Origin of the sequence: Pseudomonas sp. 31 R 17 (assembly GCF_900004915.1) — a bacterium.
In the GTDB taxonomy this organism is placed as follows: Bacteria; Pseudomonadota; Gammaproteobacteria; order Pseudomonadales; family Pseudomonadaceae; genus Aquipseudomonas; species Aquipseudomonas orientalis_A.
Genome location: NZ_CVTN01000065.1, coordinates 505,786 through 523,082, shown reverse-complemented (window position 1 = coordinate 523,082; position 17,297 = coordinate 505,786). Strand labels below are relative to the sequence as shown.

Here is a 17,297-nt window from a genome sequence, read left to right as displayed (position 1 = left end):
AGAGCGTTTTGCTTACTTTTGCGCTTTTCAAAAGTGAGCCGCTGTAAAAGCGGAACCCTAAGTGGCCGTTACCGCAGAAACGGATATGTACTCGGTCTAATCCAACATCCCGGTCGGCCCTGAGGCCGCCATCGGGGGCAAGTCGAATCGTCGCACCGCCCCTCCCACACTTAACTGCGCTCACAAATCAAATGTGGGGGGGGGCCCCGATAGCCTCACCTCGGTCTCAAGCAGTCGCCGCAGCAGCCGGCACCTCCACCGCACCCAACCCCTCCTTCATCCGCCTGGCATCACGCACAAAACTGCGCGAAGCCTGAAACAGAAACAGCATGGTCAGAAACAACGCCACCGGGATCAGGTACATGGCGTCATGCAACCCCACCGCCTTATAAGCCTCGGTCATCTGCTCGGCCCCCGCCGCGTACATCGCTGCATGGGCAAAATGATCAGACAGCCCGCCCACCACAATCGGCCCCATCCCCCCACCCAGCAAATACAGGCCGGCAAAGAACAACGCCATCGCCGTGGCCCGCAGACGCGGTTCAACCACGTCCTGAATCGCCGTGTACACGCAGGTATAGAAGTTGTAAGCAAACAACCAGCCCACGCTGAACAGCAAGACGAACACCCCGATCTCGATACGCCCGGCATGCAAGGCCCAGGCGGTGGTGACCGTGGAGATGATCAGGCTGCACGCGGCGAACAGCAGCCGGCCATTGGCGACCCGCTGGTGGATCTTGTCGGCAATCCAGCCACCCAGGGTCAGGCCCACCAGACCGGTCAGGCCGACGATCACACCGGTGGCCACCGCGGCCTCCTGCAAAGGCATCAGGAAGTAACGTTGCAGCATCGGCACCAGGAATGAGTTGCACGCGTAGGTGGCGAAGTTGAAGCACAGCCCGGCCAGCACCAGCCACAGGAACGTCGGCACCGCCAGCACACGGCGGATCGGACGGTCGACGCGTTCCTGGGACACTTGCACCGATTCCGCCGCGCCGCGCTTGGGCTCCTTGATGTAGAACATGAACACCGCGAGGATCAGCCCCGGCACGGCGGCAATAAAGAACGGCGCGCGCCAGCTGTCGAACGCCTTGACCATCGCACCGATGGTGAAGAATGCCAGCAACAAGCCCAACGGCAGGCCGAGCATGAAGATCCCCATGGCACGCGCGCGGCGGTGGGCGGGAAACAGATCGCCGATCAACGAATTGGCGGCGGGGGCATAGCTGGCTTCCCCGATGCCGATGCCCATGCGCACCAGCAGGAAGCTCCAGAAACTGCCAACCAGGCCATTGACCGCCGTCAGCCCGCTCCAGGCAAACAGGCCCCAGCCCATCAGTTTGCTGCGCGAACCCGTGTCGGCCAGGCGCCCCAGCGGCAGTCCGGCGATGGCATAAACGATGGTGAAAGAGGTACCGATGATGCCGAGCTGGAAGTCGCTCAGATGCCACTCCATGCGGATCGGCTCGATGATGATCGCGGGAATGGTGCGGTCGAAGAAGTTGAACAGGTTGGCGAGGAACAGCAGGAACAGAATGCGCCAGGCATTCGCCGCTTGGGTCGAGTTCTGCATGGGTCCGTCTCTTTATTGTTATGAGAGCTGCGATGCCCACTGCATCCTGCTCAGTAGCTGCAACATAGTCAGGCCGGCGGCACTTGTCTGTAATGATTCGTAAAGCTGATAGGGCGTGATATCCCCGAAATTACGGGACTTTCCCTACGAAAATATATCTATGCGCCCCCCTTCCCAACGGCCACGGCCCAGATAGAATGGCGAGCCTTCCCGCAGTTCCCCTTCCCTACTCTTAATCGATGACGCCCATGTCCGAAGCCAGTCCGTGTCTGAATTGCGGTGCCTGCTGTTCACACTTTCGCGTGTCTTTCTTCTGGGGCGAATGCGCCTCATCGGGCGGTACGGTGCCCGACGACCTGGTGGTGCAGATCAACCCCACCCGCGTGGCAATGATCGGCACCGACCAGAAGCCCGCACGCTGCTGCAGCCTCGAGGGTGAAGTGGGCAAAGGCACGCGCTGTTCCATCTATGAACAGCGCTCAAGCCCCTGCCGCGAATTTGACGCCTCGTGGAGCCAGGGCGTGCATAACGTCGACTGCGATACCGCCCGCGCCGCTTTCGGTCTGGCGCCCCTCCAGGAACGACCTTTCGAACTGGATCTGCCCATCAGCGCTTAGCATCAAACGCTATGGGCGCCATGCAAAAAGAATTGAATCAAAGTGCCATTATTCATGGCAAATCCCGCGAGGCTTCTATACTCGATCTCATAGGTCACCGCCTGAGGCAGTGACGGGACGCTATGACGGGACACGCTATGGAATGGCTGGGGCTGCACTTTTTCACCGAGCTTCCAGACAACGGGCACTTATTACTCAATTGCAGTCATAACCCCTTTCTGGTGCTGCTGGCTTATCTGGTCGCCTGCGCGGCGGGCTTCGGCACGCTGGATATGGCCGAACGCGTCGGCCATGTGGAAGACCCCACCGCCCGCCGCCGCTGGCGTTGGTTGGGCGCGGGTTGCCTGGCGGGCGGTATCTGGTCGACGCATTTCATCAGCATGCTGGCATTCCAGGCGCCCATCGCCATTCATTACGAATTGCTCATGACCTTCGTCTCGCTGGTCATCGCTCTGATCGCTTCGCTGTTCGCCATGCAGACCCTCAGTCACGCGCGCCTGCGCTTGCACCAGTACGTGCTGGCCTCGGTGTGGATGGGACTGGGCATCGCCCTGATGCACTACGTCGGCATGTCGTCCATGCGCTCACAGGCCCAGGTGTACTTCGAATCCGGGCTGTTCATGGCGTCGGTGGCGATTGCCATCGGCGCGAGCCTGGCGGCGTTGTTGCTGTCGAGCTACCTGCGCAATGGTGCCGGCGTGTTTCACCAACTGCTCAAATACGCCGCCAGCCTGGTGCTGGGCGCCGGTATCCTGAGCATGCATTTCACCGGCATGGCGGCCATGCAATTGCTGGTACCCAACGGCGTGAATCTGTCACTGCCGGTGGACAACAACCCCATGCAACTGGGCCTGTCGGTGGCGGTGATTACCTTGCTGGTGATCGGCAGCAGCATCAGCGCCGCCCTGGCGGACAAAAAACTGCAGCACAAGGAACGCGATCTGCGCCGGGTCAACGCGCTGCTCAGCGAACTGGACCAGGCTCGGGCCTCGTTGCAGCAGGTCGCCCATTACGACGCGCTGACCAGCTTGCTCAACCGGCGCGGCTTCAACCAGATCTTTGCGGAAAAGGTCGCTGAAAAAACCGCCTCCAACGGCATGATGGCGGTGATCTTCCTCGATATCGACCATTTCAAGCGTATCAACGACAGCCTTGGGCACGACGCCGGCGATCAACTGCTCACCGTGCTGGCCAGCCATATCAAAAGCTCGGTGCGCAGCCATGCCGACGTGGTGGCGCGCTTTGGCGGGGATGAGTTCTGCATCCTGATCAATATCCATCATCGCGACGAAGCGCGGCACATGGCCCAGCGCATCATGCAAAAGATGAAAGAGCCCATCGAGCTGGCCGGCCGGCGCATGGTCATGACCACCAGCATCGGCATCAGCCTGTTTCCCGACGACGGCCAGACCTGTGAGGAACTGCTGAAAACCGCTGACCTTGCGCTTTACCAATCCAAGGACGCCGGGCGCAACAGCTTGCACTTCTTCAGTTCCAACCTCAAAACCCGCGCCTTTCTGGAGCTGCAACTGGAAGAAGAACTGCGCGCCGCCCTGCGCACGCGTAACGAGCTGGTGCTGTTCTATCAGCCGATCTTCGACATGAAGCTCGGCAAGGTCACGCGCCTGGAGGCCCTGGTGCGCTGGCAGCATCCGCAACACGGCCTGCTGGCGCCGGACCGGTTTATCGGGATTGCCGAGAGCAACGGGCTGATTGCCGAACTGGACCACTGGGTCTTGCGCCAGGCCTGTCATGACCTGAGCCTGCTGTCTGATCGCGGCTACACCGAGCTGACCATGTCCGTGAACTGCTCGGCCCTGAACCTGGCCCGGGATGAACTGGCGGACGAAATCGAAGCCGCCCTGCGCTTTGCCAGCATTGCCGCCAATCGCCTGGAGCTGGAAGTCACCGAAAACGCGTTGATGGGCAATATCAGCAGCACCCTGGCCTTGTTGCGGCAGATCCGCGCCCTGGGCGTGTCCCTGGCCATCGATGACTTCGGCACTGGCTATTCATCGCTGGCCTACCTCAAGCGACTGCCGCTCACCACCTTGAAGATCGACCGCTCGTTTATCCAGGATGTTCCCAAGTCCACCGCCGACAGCGAAATCGTCCAGGCGATTATCGGCATGGCCCATACCCTGCATCTGGAAGTGGTGACCGAAGGGGTGGAAACCCAGGCGCAATTCGAACTGTTGCTGCAGCATGGCTGCGATTTCATTCAGGGTTATCTGCTGAGCCCGGCGGTGGCCTTCAGCGAAATCATCGGCGTCATGCAGGGCATGCAGATACGCAACCCGCTGCACACGTTCAGCGCAGCCGCCAATAAAGACGCGGCTTCGCCCAAGGCACCTGCACCGGCGCGCGTGAGCCCGCCTTCCACGGTGAGGCCCATTCGCTGACGCGGCCACGCCCAATACCTTGAAACAATTTCCCGGCACTTACCCCGGCTTCCCAACTGTTCCCGTGACGTTAACGTCACCGTCAGGCTGTGACCTTTCTCTACGGCAAGGTGCCATCACTGGCCAAGCGGTTACTCCGCTACACACTTGCCCAAGCGCGAGTGGTGCACCCTTTTTGATCACGACTTTCTTATGCCGCCCTTTCCTGGATCAAAATCCACGGCGAGACCACCACCGCCCACAGGCCCGGGTCACGCTCGACCAGGTCCAACGCCCGCGTCGCAGACACTTCGCCAACGCTCCCCGCAGCCAGCCAGGCAGCGACTTTATCGCGATTGTCTTCGGCCATCGCCTCGGCCGCTTCGATCAAATCCAGCCCGGCATCGACCCACAATAGGGCACCCTTGGCAAAGAACGGTTCGAGCTCCTTCCAGGAAATTTCGGCGGTTTCACCGAGCAGCTTGGCATAGAGGGTGCTAGGTTCTTGCGTCATGGGAGTTCACCTGAGTAAAAAATCGGCGCAATCATAGCGTCGTGGCTCATTCAGAAAAACCCAGTAGCAAATGAGGTAGCGATTGAAAGCATCGGGAAAGCCAGGGAATGCTTGAAAGACTGGCATAACCCCGGCGCAATTCTGTCTTTTTCTTTCATTTAAGCGACACAACCCGGTTTTGCCCCCGACAGCCAGCTTTTCAAGCGATCAACCGGCGCTCTACACTGTACCGGTACAGTTGCCAGGGCAATGCCGGGGGGATATCCGCGATATCCGATCCGGTTCTGCAGCTCACAAGGCCGCTAGAACTATAAAAAATACAACAGTAAGAGTGGAGCACTATGAATAAGGCTACTAAGCAGATTTCCAAACTGTTTGCCGCTATGGTCCTGGCTGGGGTTGCCGGCCATTCGTTCGCAGCCGATACCATCAAGATCGGCATCGCGGGTCCCAAGACCGGTCCCGTAACGCAATACGGCGACATGCAATTCATGGGTGCCAAGCAGGCCATCGCCGACATCAACGCCAAGGGCGGCGTAGACGGCAAAATGCTTGAAGCCAAGGAATACGATGACGCCTGCGATCCGAAACAGGCCGTTGCCGTCGCCAACAAAGTGGTCAATGACGGCGTCAAGTTCGTGGTCGGTCACCTCTGCTCCAGCTCCACTCAGCCCGCGTCGGATATCTATGAAGACGAAGGCGTCATCATGATTACCCCGGCAGCCACCAGCCCGGAAATCACCGCCCGTGGCTACAAGCTGATCTTCCGCACCATCGGCCTGGACAGCGCACAAGGCCCGGCGGCCGGTAACTACATCGCCGACCACGTGAAGCCGAAAATCGTTGCCGTACTGCACGACAAGCAGCAATACGGTGAAGGCATCGCCAGCGCCGTGAAGAAAACCCTTGAAGAAAAAGGCGTCAAAGTTGCCGTCTTCGAAGGCCTGAACGCCGGTGACAAGGACTTCTCCTCGATCATCCAGAAACTCAAGCAAGCCAACGTCGACTTTGTCTACTACGGCGGCTACCACCCTGAGCTGGGCCTGATCCTGCGCCAGGCCAAGGAAAAAGGCCTGAACGCCAAGTTCATGGGCCCTGAAGGCGTCGGTAACGACTCCATCTCGCAAATCGCCCAGGGCGCTTCCGAAGGCCTGCTGGTGACCCTGCCGAAATCCTTCGACACCGACCCTGCCAACAAAGCCATCGTTGAAGAGTTTGCCAAGAACAAGCAGGACCCGACCGGTCCGTTCGTGTTCCCGGCCTACTCGGCCATCGAAGTGATCGCCGGCGGTATCAAGGCCGCCAAGAGCGAAGACACCGCCAAGGTGGCCGAAGCCATCCACGCCGGTACCTTCAAGACCCCTACCGGCGAACTGAGCTTCGACGCCAAGGGCGACCTGAAGGACTTCAAGTTCGTGGTCTATGAATGGCACTTCGGCAAACCAAAAACCGAAGTTTCCCCTCAGTAAGCCAGGCGTTACTGGTCCAACAAGCCCACTGTGAGAGCAGTGGGCTTTGTTTTACGAGGTTTATGGGCCTGTCACCCGCGATCCGGGCGCTGGCTCACCTGAAAATCTTAAAACCGTCACCAGCGGTTCGCTGGCAAACGCTTTGTGCAAATGTGCTCACAGAACACAGCACAGGGCCGGAACATGACTCCACCAGTGAAATGCGTATCGGGTTTTTAGGAGCGCTGTAATGCCTGAGATCTATCATTTTTTCCAACAGCTGGTTAATGGCCTGACCATTGGCAGCACCTATGCCTTGATAGCCATTGGCTACACAATGGTTTACGGCATCATTGGAATGATTAACTTCGCCCATGGCGAGGTGTACATGATTGGTTCCTACGTGGCCTTCATCGCCCTTGCCGGGCTGGCCATGATGGGTATCCACTCCCTGCCGCTGTTGATGACCGCTGCGTTCCTGGCGTCGATCGTCGTGACCAGTGCCTATGGCTACAGTATCGAACGTGTTGCCTACCGCCCCTTGCGCGGCAGCAACCGCTTGATCCCGCTGATTTCCGCCATCGGCATGTCGATTTTCCTGCAGAACACCGTATTGCTGTCCCAGGACTCCAAGGACAAGTCGATTCCCAACCTGATTCCGGGGAGCATTTCCTTCGGTCCCGGTGGTGCGGAGGAAGTGCTGATTTCCTACATGCAGATCCTGGTCTTCATCGTCACCCTGGTGGCCATGCTCGGCCTCACGCTGTTCATTTCCCGCTCCCGTCTGGGGCGCGCCTGCCGGGCCTGCGCCGAAGACATCAAGATGGCCAACCTGCTGGGCATCAACACTAACAACATCATCGCCCTGACCTTCGTGATCGGCGCCGCACTTGCAGCCGTCGCTGCCGTGTTGCTGAGCATGCAGTACGGCGTGATCAACCCGAACGCCGGCTTCCTGGTGGGCCTCAAGGCCTTTACCGCGGCGGTACTGGGCGGCATCGGCAGCATCCCGGGCGCCATGCTCGGCGGGCTGGTGCTGGGCGTGGCCGAAGCCTTCGGCGCCGATATCTTCGGTGACCAGTACAAGGACGTGGTGGCATTCGGCTTGTTGGTTCTGGTGTTGTTGTTCCGTCCGACCGGCATCCTGGGCCGTCCGGAGGTTGAGAAAGTATGAGCAGATATCTTAAATCGGCGTTTTTCAGCGCCTTGCTGGTATGGGCCGTGGCCTTTCCGGTACTCGGCCTCAAGCTGAGCATTGTCGGGATCAACCTGGAAGTGCATGGTACCGGGCCGCTGACGTTGAGCATCATCGCGGTGTGTTCGGTTCTGATGTTTTTGCGGGTACTGTTTACCCACCAGCTTGGTGGGTTATTCAAACGCAATCGTGGTCCGCTGGTTTCACCCAAGGTCAGCCAATTCCTGACCCTCCCGCGTACGCAGCGTTACATCATCATCGCCCTGATCGCCGCCGCCCTTGTATGGCCGTTTTTTGGCTCCAGAGGTGCGGTGGATATCGGTATCTTGATCCTGATTTACGTGATGCTTGGGCTGGGGTTGAACATTGTGGTGGGCCTGGCGGGGTTGCTCGACCTGGGTTACGTAGGCTTTTACGCTGTTGGCGCTTATACCTACGCACTGCTGTCGCACTACCTCGGCTGGGGCTTCTGGATCTGCCTGCCAATTGCCGGAATGATGGCTGCCACCTTCGGTTTCCTTCTGGGTTTCCCAGTGTTGCGACTGCGCGGCGACTACCTGGCAATTGTGACGCTCGGCTTCGGGGAAATAATTCGTCTGTTTCTTCGCAACCTGACCGACCTCACCGGCGGGCCGAACGGCATAAGCAACATTCCCAAGCCAACGTTTTTCGGTCTTCCGCTCGATAAAACTGCGCCTGATGGCGGACAAACGTTTCATGAGTACTTCGGTTTGGTTTACAGCGGATCTGACAAGATAGTGTTTCTCTATCTGATTGCGCTGTTGCTGGTGCTTGCGACTTTGTTCGTGATCAATCGCTTGCTGCGCATGCCGATCGGCCGAGCCTGGGAGGCATTACGTGAAGACGAGATCGCCTGCCGTGCTTTGGGTATGAACCCGACAGTCATCAAACTCTCGGCATTCACCCTCGGGGCGACATTCGCCGGTTTTGCCGGCAGCTTCTTTGCTGCCCGTCAGGGGCTGGTTACACCTGAGTCGTTTACCTTCCTCGAGTCGGCGATCATTCTGGCGATTGTCGTATTGGGCGGAATGGGTTCACAACTGGGCGTTATTCTGGCTGCCGTGGTAATGACGCTGCTCCCGGAACTGATGCGCGATTTCAGTGAATACCGAATGTTGATGTTCGGTGCGCTCATGGTGCTGATGATGATCTGGCGCCCTCAAGGCCTGCTGCCCATGCAACGTCCACACATGGAGCTGCGCAAATGAGCCGCGAGATCCTGAAAGTCGAAAATCTGAGCATGCGCTTCGGCGGCTTGCTGGCGGTCAATGGCGTTGCCCTGACCGTCAAGGAGAAACAGGTTGTGGCGCTGATCGGCCCGAACGGCGCCGGCAAGACCACGGTGTTCAACTGCCTCACCGGTTTCTACAAGCCGAGCGGCGGCAATATCCTGCTGGACGGTCAGCCGATCCAGGGCCTGGCCGGTCACGAGATCGCCCGCAAGGGTGTGGTGCGCACCTTCCAGAACGTGCGTTTGTTCAAGGACATGACGGCGGTCGAGAACCTGCTGATCGCCCAGCACCGTCACCTGAACACCAACTTCTTCGCAGGCCTGTTCAAGACCCCGGCGTTCCGCAAGAGCGAGCGCGAGGCCATGGAGTACGCGGAATACTGGCTGGACAAGGTCAATCTCACCGAGTTCGCCAACCGTCCGGCCGGCACCCTCGCCTACGGCCAGCAACGTCGCCTGGAAATCGCCCGGTGCATGATGACCCGCCCGCGGATCCTGATGCTCGACGAACCGGCGGCCGGCCTGAACCCCAGGGAAACCGAAGACCTCAAGGCACTGATCGGCGTGTTGCGTGAGGAAAACAACGCCACCGTGCTGTTGATCGAACACGACATGAAACTGGTCATGAGCATTTCCGACCATATCGTGGTGATCAACCAGGGCACGCCGCTGGCCGACGGGACGCCGGAGCAGATCCGCGACAATCCCGAAGTGATCAAAGCCTATCTGGGGGAAGCGTAAAATGCTGCAATTCGAAAACGTTTGCACTTTCTACGGCAAGATCCAGGCCCTGCACAGCGTCAACGTGGAAGTGCGCCAGGGAGAGATTGTGACCCTGATCGGCGCCAACGGTGCCGGCAAGTCCACCCTGCTGATGACCCTGTGCGGCTCGCCCCAGGCCCACAGCGGCAGCATCCGCTACATGGGTGAAGAACTGGTGGGCAAGCACTCCGCCGAAATCATGCGCAAGAGCATTGCGGTGGTACCGGAAGGCCGTCGCGTATTCTCGCGCCTGACCGTGGAGGAGAACCTGGCCATGGGCGGGTTCTTTACCGACAAGGGCGACTACCAGGAGCAGATGGACAAGGTGCTGCACCTGTTCCCCCGTCTCAAGGAACGCTTCAGCCAGCGCGGCGGCACCATGTCCGGCGGCGAGCAGCAAATGCTCGCCATCGGCCGCGCGTTGATGAGCAAGCCCAAGCTGTTGCTGCTGGACGAGCCATCTTTGGGCCTGGCACCGATCATCATCCAGCAGATCTTCGACATCATCGAACAACTGCGCAAGGACGGCGTGACGGTGTTTTTGGTGGAGCAGAACGCCAACCAGGCACTGAAAATCGCCGACCGCGCCTATGTTCTGGAGAACGGCCGGGTGGTGATGCAGGGCACGGGCGAGCAGTTGCTGACCGATCCGAAGGTGCGGGAGGCGTACCTGGGCGGCTAAGATCCGGAGCTGGCTCTAAATGTGGGAGGGGGCTTGATCCCTCCCACATTTTGTTTTGCGTCATTTGAAGTTTTTTTGGCTGGTCTTGTAACGAACACAGTCCCCCTCTCTCTAGTGGTGCAAGCAGGCAATCGAGCCTGCCAACTCAACCCACTGCTGGAGACACACCATGACCACCAAACTGTCCGCCGCTACCCTCGTCCTGGCCCTTGGTTCAGCCCTGAGCCTGTCTGCCCTGACCACCACCGCCCACGCCGCTGACGACATGCAGAAATGCTTCGGTGTCGCCGAAGCCGGCAAGAACGACTGCGCCGCCGGCGCCGGCACTTCCTGCGCCGGCACGTCCAAAACCAAGGACCAGGCCAACGCCTGGAAACTGGTCCCAGCCGGTACTTGCCTCAAGACCCCAAGCACCACCTCGCCTACCGGTTTCGGCCAGGAAGCAGCCTTCAAAGCAAAGTCCTGAAACCCCGCGTAACCTGAGTACTGATGATGACCCTTTCATCCCTGCAAGCCGTCTCCCAGGCTCAGGTACCCGGCCTGCCGCGTCGGGCCGGACTGGGACTGAAGAACGAGCACTTCACTGAGGTGCTCGGAACTTCACCCGACATTGGTTTCTTTGAAGTGCATGCCGAAAACTACATGGTTGCCGGCGGCCCTTTTCACCACTACCTGGGGTTGATTCGCGAACGCTACCCGCTGTCGTTGCACGGCGTTGGGCTCTCCATCGGCGGCGAAGGTCCACTCGACCCTGAGCACCTGGCGCGACTGGTCAGGCTGATTGATCGCTATCAACCCCACTCGTTTTCCGAACATCTGGCCTGGTCCAGCCACGGCCCGGTATTTCTCAATGACCTGCTGCCCCTGGCCTACGATGCGCAAACCCTGGCTTGTGTCTGCGCGCACATAGACCAGCTGCAAAGCACGCTCAAGCGGCCGATGCTGCTGGAGAACCCATCAACTTACGTGCAGTTCCAGCGCTCCACCCTGGACGAAACCGACTTCATCAGCGAAATCGTCCGGCGCACCGGCTGCGGGTTGCTGCTGGACGTCAATAACGTCTACGTGTCGTGCGTCAATCACCAGCGTGACCCGCTGACCTACATCGATGCACTACCGTTGCATGCCGTCGGCGAGATACATCTGGCCGGCTTTGCCGAAGATTCCGACAGCCTGGGCGATCGACTGCTCATCGATGATCACGGTGCGCCGATCGACGATGCGGTGTGGCGGCTCTACGAACAGGTGCTCACACGCACGGGGCCGGTGGCCACACTGATCGAGCGTGATAACCAGGTGCCGGCCTTCAGTGTGCTGCACGCCGAGGCACGGCAAGCCGAACGTTGCCTGGCGCAGGTGATGTCATGAGTGTTCAGAGCGCGTTCGCCGATGCGCTGCTCGCGGCACACGGTGGCTGCCCGGATGGCCTGTTCAGCAGCAACGGCGCCGACCCCGCCAGCCGCTTTGCGGTGTACCGCAACAATGTCCAGGGCTCGTTGATCAATGCGCTGGCAGCCAGTTACCCGGTGACATTACAACTGGTGGGCGATGAATTCTTCCGCGCCATGGCCAGCCTTTTCGTACAGGCTAACCCGCCTACCAGCCCGTTGATCAACGAGTACGGCAGCAGACTCGCCGATTTTATCCAGGCATTCGAACCGGCCGACAGCGTGCCCTACCTGGCGGATATCGCAAGGCTGGAGCGCCTGCGGGTACGTGCCTATCACGCAGCCGACACGCCGACGCTGTGCCAGCAGCACATTCTTCAACACCTGCAGGGTCAAGAAAATCTGGGGCAGTCGAGCCTGCAATTGCATCCATCGCTCGCCACCTTGCGCTCGCCCTATGCGGTGGTGGCGGTATGGGCCGCTCACCAGAATGACGGCGATGTCACCGGTTTCAGCCCCTGGCCTGCGCAAAATGCGGTGGTGTTGCGCCAGGGGTTAGCGGTCAAGACGTTCGCCATCGACAGCGGCTCGGTGAGCTTTATCAACTGCCTGAACCAAGGCACGGGGCTGGAAATGGCAGTGGAGCATGCCTTGCAGGCCTCGTCCGAGTTCGACCTGCATCAATGCCTGACGCTGTTGATCAGCCACGACGCCATCACTCATCTGCACCTCGAATAAAAGGTATCGCCATGAACCGTTCCGCTGCGCGCCTGCTGACCCAGGCCATCGCCCTTTTCGAAAAAATCCCCTATAGCCTGATCGCCTTTATCGCACGCTTCTCCATTGCGGCGGTGTTCTGGAAGTCCGGGCAAACCAAGGTTGAAGGCTTTGCCATCGACCTGATCAACGGCACCTTCGAACTGGGTGAACCCCGGCTTGCCGCCTCGACCTTGCCCTTGTTTCGCAGCGAATATCACGTCCCGCTGTTGTCCCCCGACGTCGCCGCGCACCTGGCAGCCTTTGCCGAGCACTTTTTCCCGGCGCTGATCCTGCTGGGGTTGGCCACGCGATTCTCGGCCCTGGCCTTGATTGGCATGACCCTGACCATTCAGTTGTTCGTCTATCCAGACGCCTACCCTACCCATGGCACCTGGATTGCGCTGTTATTACTGTTGGTGGCCAAGGGCCCGGGCCGGTTGTCCATCGACCACTGGATCGCTCGGCACTACCGCTGAAGGCGATCCAGGGTTGCACCGCTGCGCTTGAACCAGTCCACCAGGTAGTCGGCCAGCACCTGGGTGCGTCGCGGCAGGCCACCTTGATAGGGATGCACCAGATACATCGGCTGGCTGCGCGTCTGATAGTCACGCAACAGCGCGCATAATCGGCCCTCGGCCAGTTCCGTCGGCAACAGGTACGACGGCAGCCGCGCGATACCGGCGCCCACCAACGCGGCCTTCTTCAACAGGTTGTAGTGGTTAGACGCGAAGGTGCCGCTCACCCGCACACGCAACAGCTCATGCTGCTGGTGATACAGCCATTCCTCGCGGCCGCTGTAGTGGCTGTTGAGCAGACAGGTATGGCCCGCCAGGTCCGCCGGGCGCAGCGGTTCGCCGTGCTGTTGCAGATAGGCCGGGCTGGCGCAGGTCATCTCGTGCCAGGCCAAAAGCGGCTTGACCACCAGGCGCTCGTTCTCGATGGCCCCTGAGCGCACGCCCAGATCGAACCCGTCCCGTGCCAGGTCTCGATAGCTGTTGTTCAGTTCCAGTTCGATCTGCACCTGCGGATACTGCCTGGAAAACTCCAGCAACAAGCCATCGAAGAACGTTTCTCCCAGGGAAACCGGAACCGTCATACGCACTGGACCGGCCAGGTCATCCTTGAGCCGCGCCAAGGCCTGACGCGCACGTTCCACCTGCACCACCAGCGCCTGTGCCTGGGGCAGCAGCGCCGCACCCGCGGCGGTAAGGCTCAGCTTGCGCGTGGTGCGATGCAACAACACCACGCCGAACTGCCCCTCCAACTGGCTGATCCGCTTGGACAATTGCCCCTTGCTGCAGCCCAGTTGCTCGGCCGCCAGGGTGAAACTGCCGGCTTCGATCAATACGGCAAAAGCCGCCAGATCGTCCATTTCGCTCATCGATTGTTTCCAATTGAAAACCAACAGTTGCCCATTAGCGCGTTTATCCATGGAAAAAGCCACTCTAGACTTAACCTTCATCTCACTCCCGGAGGAACAGCACGATGAAAATCCTTTTGATTGGTGCCGGCGGCACGATCGGTTCGGCGGTCAAGGCCGAACTGGCGCAGCGTCACGACGTGATTGCCATCGGCCGCAACAGCGGCGACTTCCAGGTCGATATCAGCGACAGCGCCTCGATACGCAAACTGTTCGAGCAGACCGGCACGTTCGACGCGCTGATCTGCGCGGCAGGCAGCGTGAACTTCGTGGCGTTGGGCGAGATGAGCGCAACCGACTTCGAACTGGGCTTGCGTGACAAGCTGATGGGCCAGGTCAACCTGTTGTTGATCGGCCGGGAATTCGCCAATGACGGCGCGTCGTTTACCTTCACCAGCGGCATTCTGAACCGTGATCCGATTCGCACCGGCGCGTCGGCGGCACTGGTCAACGGCGCACTGGACGCCTTCGTCAAGGCAGCAGCCATCGAACTGCCCCGGGGGTTGCGTATCAATAGCGTGAGCCCGACGGTACTGGTGGAAGCCATGGGCAGCTACGCACCCTATTTCCGTGGGTTCAAACCGGTGGCCGGCGCCGAAGTGGCTTTAGCCTACGCAAAAAGTGTCGAGGGCTTGCAGACCGGTCAGACGTTTATCGTGGGCTAAGTTTCAGGTTTGTAAGAATCGCCTGAAGCTGGGCTGCGGGCTTGTGATGCGGCGCGAGCCTGCGTAACGTGACGGCACTTGTCTGGAGACCGAAAATGCGTGCCGCCTCGACCCTTACCCTGCTCGCCCTGTTCCCTTTGTTCGCCGCTTGCCAGATGTTCGACAGCGAGCCGGCCAAGCTGTCCACTGTCGGACTGACCCGCATGCAGGGCGAACTGACGGCGGTTGACGGCAAGCTGTTGTTCCAGCCCTGCCAGGACCAGCGCAACTACGTGGTCAGCGATACCGCCGGCACCAGCATCCTGCAGGAAGCCGCCTCCCTGGCCGGTCAGCAAGGCACGTTGTTCGCCGACTTGCGTGGCAAATTTTCCGGCGTCGCCAGCGGCACCCAGGGCTCGGTGGACCTGCAACAGCTGTATCGCGTCGAGCGCTCGACATCGGCCTGCAACGACCCGGACTTCAAACGCATGATCCTGCGGGCAAACGGCCATAAGCCGGCCTGGGCGATGAGCGTCACGGCCAAGGGCATGGTGCTGGAACGCGAAGGCCAGCCGCCTCTGGCGGTGCCTTATGTCGAAGAGCAACTGGGTGATGGGCGCTTCAACCTGATGACCGACGCCAATCACCAGCACATCGAATTGTGGGTCGCCCCGCAGCGCTGCGTCGACAGCGTGAGCGGCAGCCTGCAACACATGAGCGCCGAACTGCGTGTCAACGGCCAGGTACAGCGTGGGTGCGCGGCATTCGGCGGCTCGCGGGACGACTGATCGTCACCCGCACTGTTTTAACCTGACGGAAAAACCCTATTGGGGCTTATAATCGCCGGTTTGCAAAACAGCCGGCCTTGTTGCCCGCCGCCTACCGGATCCCGTCATGTTACGAATCACCGAACTCAAGCTGCCAATCGACCATCCCGAAGAGGACCTGCGGCCTGCCATCGTGCAGCGCCTGGGCATCGCCAGTGATGACCTGCTCGATTTCACCCTGTTCAAGCGCAGCTATGATGCCCGCAAGAAGTCCTCGGAGCTGTGCTTCATCTACACCGTCGACTTGAATGTGAAGAGCGAAGCCGCCCTGCTGCTCAAGTTTGCCGATGATCGCAACATCAATCCGGCGCCGGATGTCAGCTACCACGTGGTGGGCAAGGCACCGCAAGGCCTGGTCGAACGGCCGGTGGTGGTCGGTTTCGGCCCCTGCGGAATCTTCGCCGGGCTGCTGCTGGCACAAATGGGTTTCAGGCCGATCATCCTCGAGCGTGGCAAGGAAGTGCGCCAACGCACCAAGGACACCTGGGGCCTGTGGCGCAAAAGCGTGCTCAACCCCGAGTCCAACGTGCAGTTCGGCGAAGGCGGCGCCGGGACCTTCTCCGACGGCAAGTTGTACAGCCAGATCAAGGACCCGAAATTCCACGGGCGCAAGGTGCTGCACGAGTTCGTCAAGGCCGGTGCGCCGGAAGAGATTCTGTATGTCAGCAAACCGCATATCGGCACGTTCCGCCTGACCGGCGTGGTGGAAAACATGCGCCAGCAGATCATCGCCCTGGGCGGTGAAGTACGCTTCGAACAGCGGGTCACCGACGTATTGATCGAAGATGGCCAGTTGAATGGCGTGGTCATCGACGGCGGCGAGCACATTCTCTCCAGGCACGTGATCCTTGCCCTGGGCCACAGTGCCCGCGACACCTTCCGCATGCTTCACAGCCGTGGCGTGTACATGGAGGCCAAGCCGTTCTCGGTGGGCTTCCGGATCGAGCACCCACAGTCACTGATCGACGCCGCACGCCTGGGCAAATACGCCGGGCACCCGAAACTCGGCGCCGCCGACTACAAGTTGGTGCACCACGCCAAAAACGGTCGCTCGGTCTACAGCTTCTGCATGTGCCCCGGCGGCACCGTGGTGGCCGCGACGTCGGAGCCCAATCGCGTCGTGACCAACGGCATGAGCCAATATTCGCGTAATGAGCGCAACGCCAACTCAGGCATCGTGGTCGGCATCACGCCCGAAGTGGACTACCCGGGCGGACCGCTCGCCGGTATCGAACTGCAGGAGCGCCTGGAATCCCATGCCTACGTGCTCGGCGGCAGCAATTACGAAGCCCCGGCGCAGTTGGTCGGCGACTTCATCGCAGGCAGGCCGTCCACGGCTATCGGCAGCGTGGAACCGTCCTATAAGCCGGGGGTATCCCTGGGTGACTTGGCCCTGGCCCTGCCGGACTTCGCCATCGAAGCCATCCGCGAAGCCTTGCCGGCGTTCGAGAAGCAGATCAAAGGCTACTCGCTGCACGACGCGGTCTTGACCGGCATCGAGACCCGCACCTCATCGCCGCTGCGCATTACCCGCAATGAATCGATGCAGAGCCTGAACGTGAAAGGCTTGTTCCCGGCCGGTGAAGGCGCGGGTTATGCCGGGGGCATCCTGTCGGCGGGCGTCGATGGCATTCGGATTGCCGAGGCCCTGGCCCGGGACATGCTGGGCATCGAAGCCTGAGAACATGTGGGAGGGGGCCCTCGATAGCCATAGGTGTCTACACAACTCAGCAGCGCCCACCCGTAACCACGATGCGAAGCGAGCCGCTCTTGATCTTGATCTGCTTTTGATCTTGATCTCAGGCGCCCCGTTAAACCACGCTGGCCGAACGCAG

17 protein-coding genes are annotated in these 17,297 nt (G+C 60.2%); 14 read left to right on the top strand and 3 right to left on the bottom strand.

Annotated features, from left to right (window positions below):
• Positions 1-226: 226 nt before the first annotated feature.
• Positions 227-1,573 (bottom strand): spinster family MFS transporter, encoded by a 1,347-nt coding sequence (locus BFP89_RS14575; RefSeq protein ID WP_065886150.1) that lies wholly within the window; start codon positions 1,571-1,573, stop codon positions 227-229.
• 248 nt (positions 1,574-1,821) lie between these two features.
• On the opposite strand from BFP89_RS14575, the gene BFP89_RS14570 reads away from it, so the two are divergent.
• Both BFP89_RS14570 and BFP89_RS14565 read left to right on the top strand, forming a co-directional pair.
• Positions 1,822-2,190, top strand: a complete 369-nt coding sequence (locus tag BFP89_RS14570; RefSeq protein WP_065886149.1) for a YkgJ family cysteine cluster protein — start codon at positions 1,822-1,824, stop codon at positions 2,188-2,190.
• Positions 2,191-2,327: 137 nt separating this feature from the next.
• Entirely contained in the window at positions 2,328-4,592 is a 2,265-nt protein-coding gene (locus tag BFP89_RS14565) for a putative bifunctional diguanylate cyclase/phosphodiesterase (RefSeq protein WP_065886148.1), read from the top strand.
• Between the two features lie 190 nt (positions 4,593-4,782).
• Here BFP89_RS14565 and BFP89_RS14560 read toward each other — a convergent pair whose 3' ends face one another.
• Complete coding sequence (locus tag BFP89_RS14560) at positions 4,783-5,085, bottom strand: DUF2288 domain-containing protein (protein WP_065886147.1); 303 nt, start codon at positions 5,083-5,085, stop codon at positions 4,783-4,785.
• A gap of 341 nt (positions 5,086-5,426) precedes the next feature.
• On the opposite strand from BFP89_RS14560, the gene BFP89_RS14555 reads away from it, so the two are divergent.
• The 9 genes from BFP89_RS14555 (at position 5,427) to BFP89_RS14515 (ending at position 13,047) form a co-directional block, all read left to right on the top strand.
• Positions 5,427-6,554, top strand: a complete 1,128-nt coding sequence (locus tag BFP89_RS14555; protein WP_065886146.1) for a branched-chain amino acid ABC transporter substrate-binding protein — start codon at positions 5,427-5,429, stop codon at positions 6,552-6,554.
• Between the two features lie 229 nt (positions 6,555-6,783).
• Complete coding sequence (gene livH, locus BFP89_RS14550) at positions 6,784-7,707, top strand: high-affinity branched-chain amino acid ABC transporter permease LivH (protein WP_065886145.1); 924 nt, start codon at positions 6,784-6,786, stop codon at positions 7,705-7,707.
• Positions 7,704-8,957: a high-affinity branched-chain amino acid ABC transporter permease LivM gene (locus BFP89_RS14545; RefSeq protein WP_065886144.1), complete on the top strand. Its 1,254-nt coding sequence runs from the start codon at positions 7,704-7,706 to the stop codon at positions 8,955-8,957. Before livH ends, BFP89_RS14545 begins: the two co-directional genes overlap by 4 nt.
• Positions 8,954-9,721, top strand: coding sequence for a high-affinity branched-chain amino acid ABC transporter ATP-binding protein LivG (livG, locus tag BFP89_RS14540; protein ID WP_065886143.1), 768 nt, complete (start codon positions 8,954-8,956; stop codon positions 9,719-9,721). The genes BFP89_RS14545 and livG overlap by 4 nt, the downstream gene beginning before the upstream one ends.
• A 1-nt stretch (position 9,722) precedes the next feature.
• Positions 9,723-10,424, top strand: coding sequence for an ABC transporter ATP-binding protein (locus tag BFP89_RS14535; RefSeq protein ID WP_065886142.1), 702 nt, complete (start codon positions 9,723-9,725; stop codon positions 10,422-10,424).
• A 169-nt stretch (positions 10,425-10,593) separates the two neighbouring features.
• Positions 10,594-10,890 carry a BufA1 family periplasmic bufferin-type metallophore gene (locus BFP89_RS14530; protein WP_065886141.1) on the top strand — a complete coding sequence of 99 codons (297 nt, stop codon included), beginning with the start codon at positions 10,594-10,596 and terminating at the stop codon, positions 10,888-10,890.
• Between the two features lie 23 nt (positions 10,891-10,913).
• Complete coding sequence (locus BFP89_RS14525) at positions 10,914-11,792, top strand: MNIO family bufferin maturase (RefSeq protein ID WP_065886140.1); 879 nt, start codon at positions 10,914-10,916, stop codon at positions 11,790-11,792.
• Positions 11,789-12,550 (top strand): HvfC/BufC N-terminal domain-containing protein, encoded by a 762-nt coding sequence (locus BFP89_RS14520; RefSeq protein ID WP_065886139.1) that lies wholly within the window; start codon positions 11,789-11,791, stop codon positions 12,548-12,550. Before BFP89_RS14525 ends, BFP89_RS14520 begins: the two co-directional genes overlap by 4 nt.
• Before the next feature lie 11 nt (positions 12,551-12,561).
• On the top strand, positions 12,562-13,047 hold the full coding sequence (locus tag BFP89_RS14515) for a DoxX family protein (RefSeq protein ID WP_065886138.1): 486 nt from the start codon (positions 12,562-12,564) through the stop codon (positions 13,045-13,047).
• On the opposite strand, the gene BFP89_RS14510 is transcribed toward BFP89_RS14515, so the two are convergent.
• Positions 13,038-13,952 carry a LysR family transcriptional regulator gene (locus BFP89_RS14510; RefSeq protein ID WP_065886137.1) on the bottom strand — a complete coding sequence of 305 codons (915 nt, stop codon included), beginning with the start codon at positions 13,950-13,952 and terminating at the stop codon, positions 13,038-13,040. The two genes, BFP89_RS14515 and BFP89_RS14510, sit on opposite strands and share 10 nt — an antisense overlap.
• Positions 13,953-14,056: 104 nt before the next feature.
• Here BFP89_RS14510 and BFP89_RS14505 point away from each other — a divergent pair, with 104 nt between their 5' ends.
• The 3 genes from BFP89_RS14505 (at position 14,057) to BFP89_RS14495 (ending at position 17,143) form a co-directional block, all read left to right on the top strand.
• The gene (locus BFP89_RS14505; RefSeq protein ID WP_065886136.1) at positions 14,057-14,656 is read left to right on the top strand and encodes a short chain dehydrogenase; all 600 of its coding nucleotides are present in this window, start codon (positions 14,057-14,059) and stop codon (positions 14,654-14,656) included.
• Positions 14,657-14,751: 95 nt separating this feature from the next.
• Complete coding sequence (locus tag BFP89_RS14500) at positions 14,752-15,423, top strand: COG3650 family protein (protein ID WP_065886135.1); 672 nt, start codon at positions 14,752-14,754, stop codon at positions 15,421-15,423.
• A 106-nt stretch (positions 15,424-15,529) separates the two neighbouring features.
• The gene (locus tag BFP89_RS14495; protein WP_065886134.1) at positions 15,530-17,143 is read left to right on the top strand and encodes an NAD(P)/FAD-dependent oxidoreductase; all 1,614 of its coding nucleotides are present in this window, start codon (positions 15,530-15,532) and stop codon (positions 17,141-17,143) included.
• The last annotated feature ends 154 nt before the right edge of the window (positions 17,144-17,297 follow it).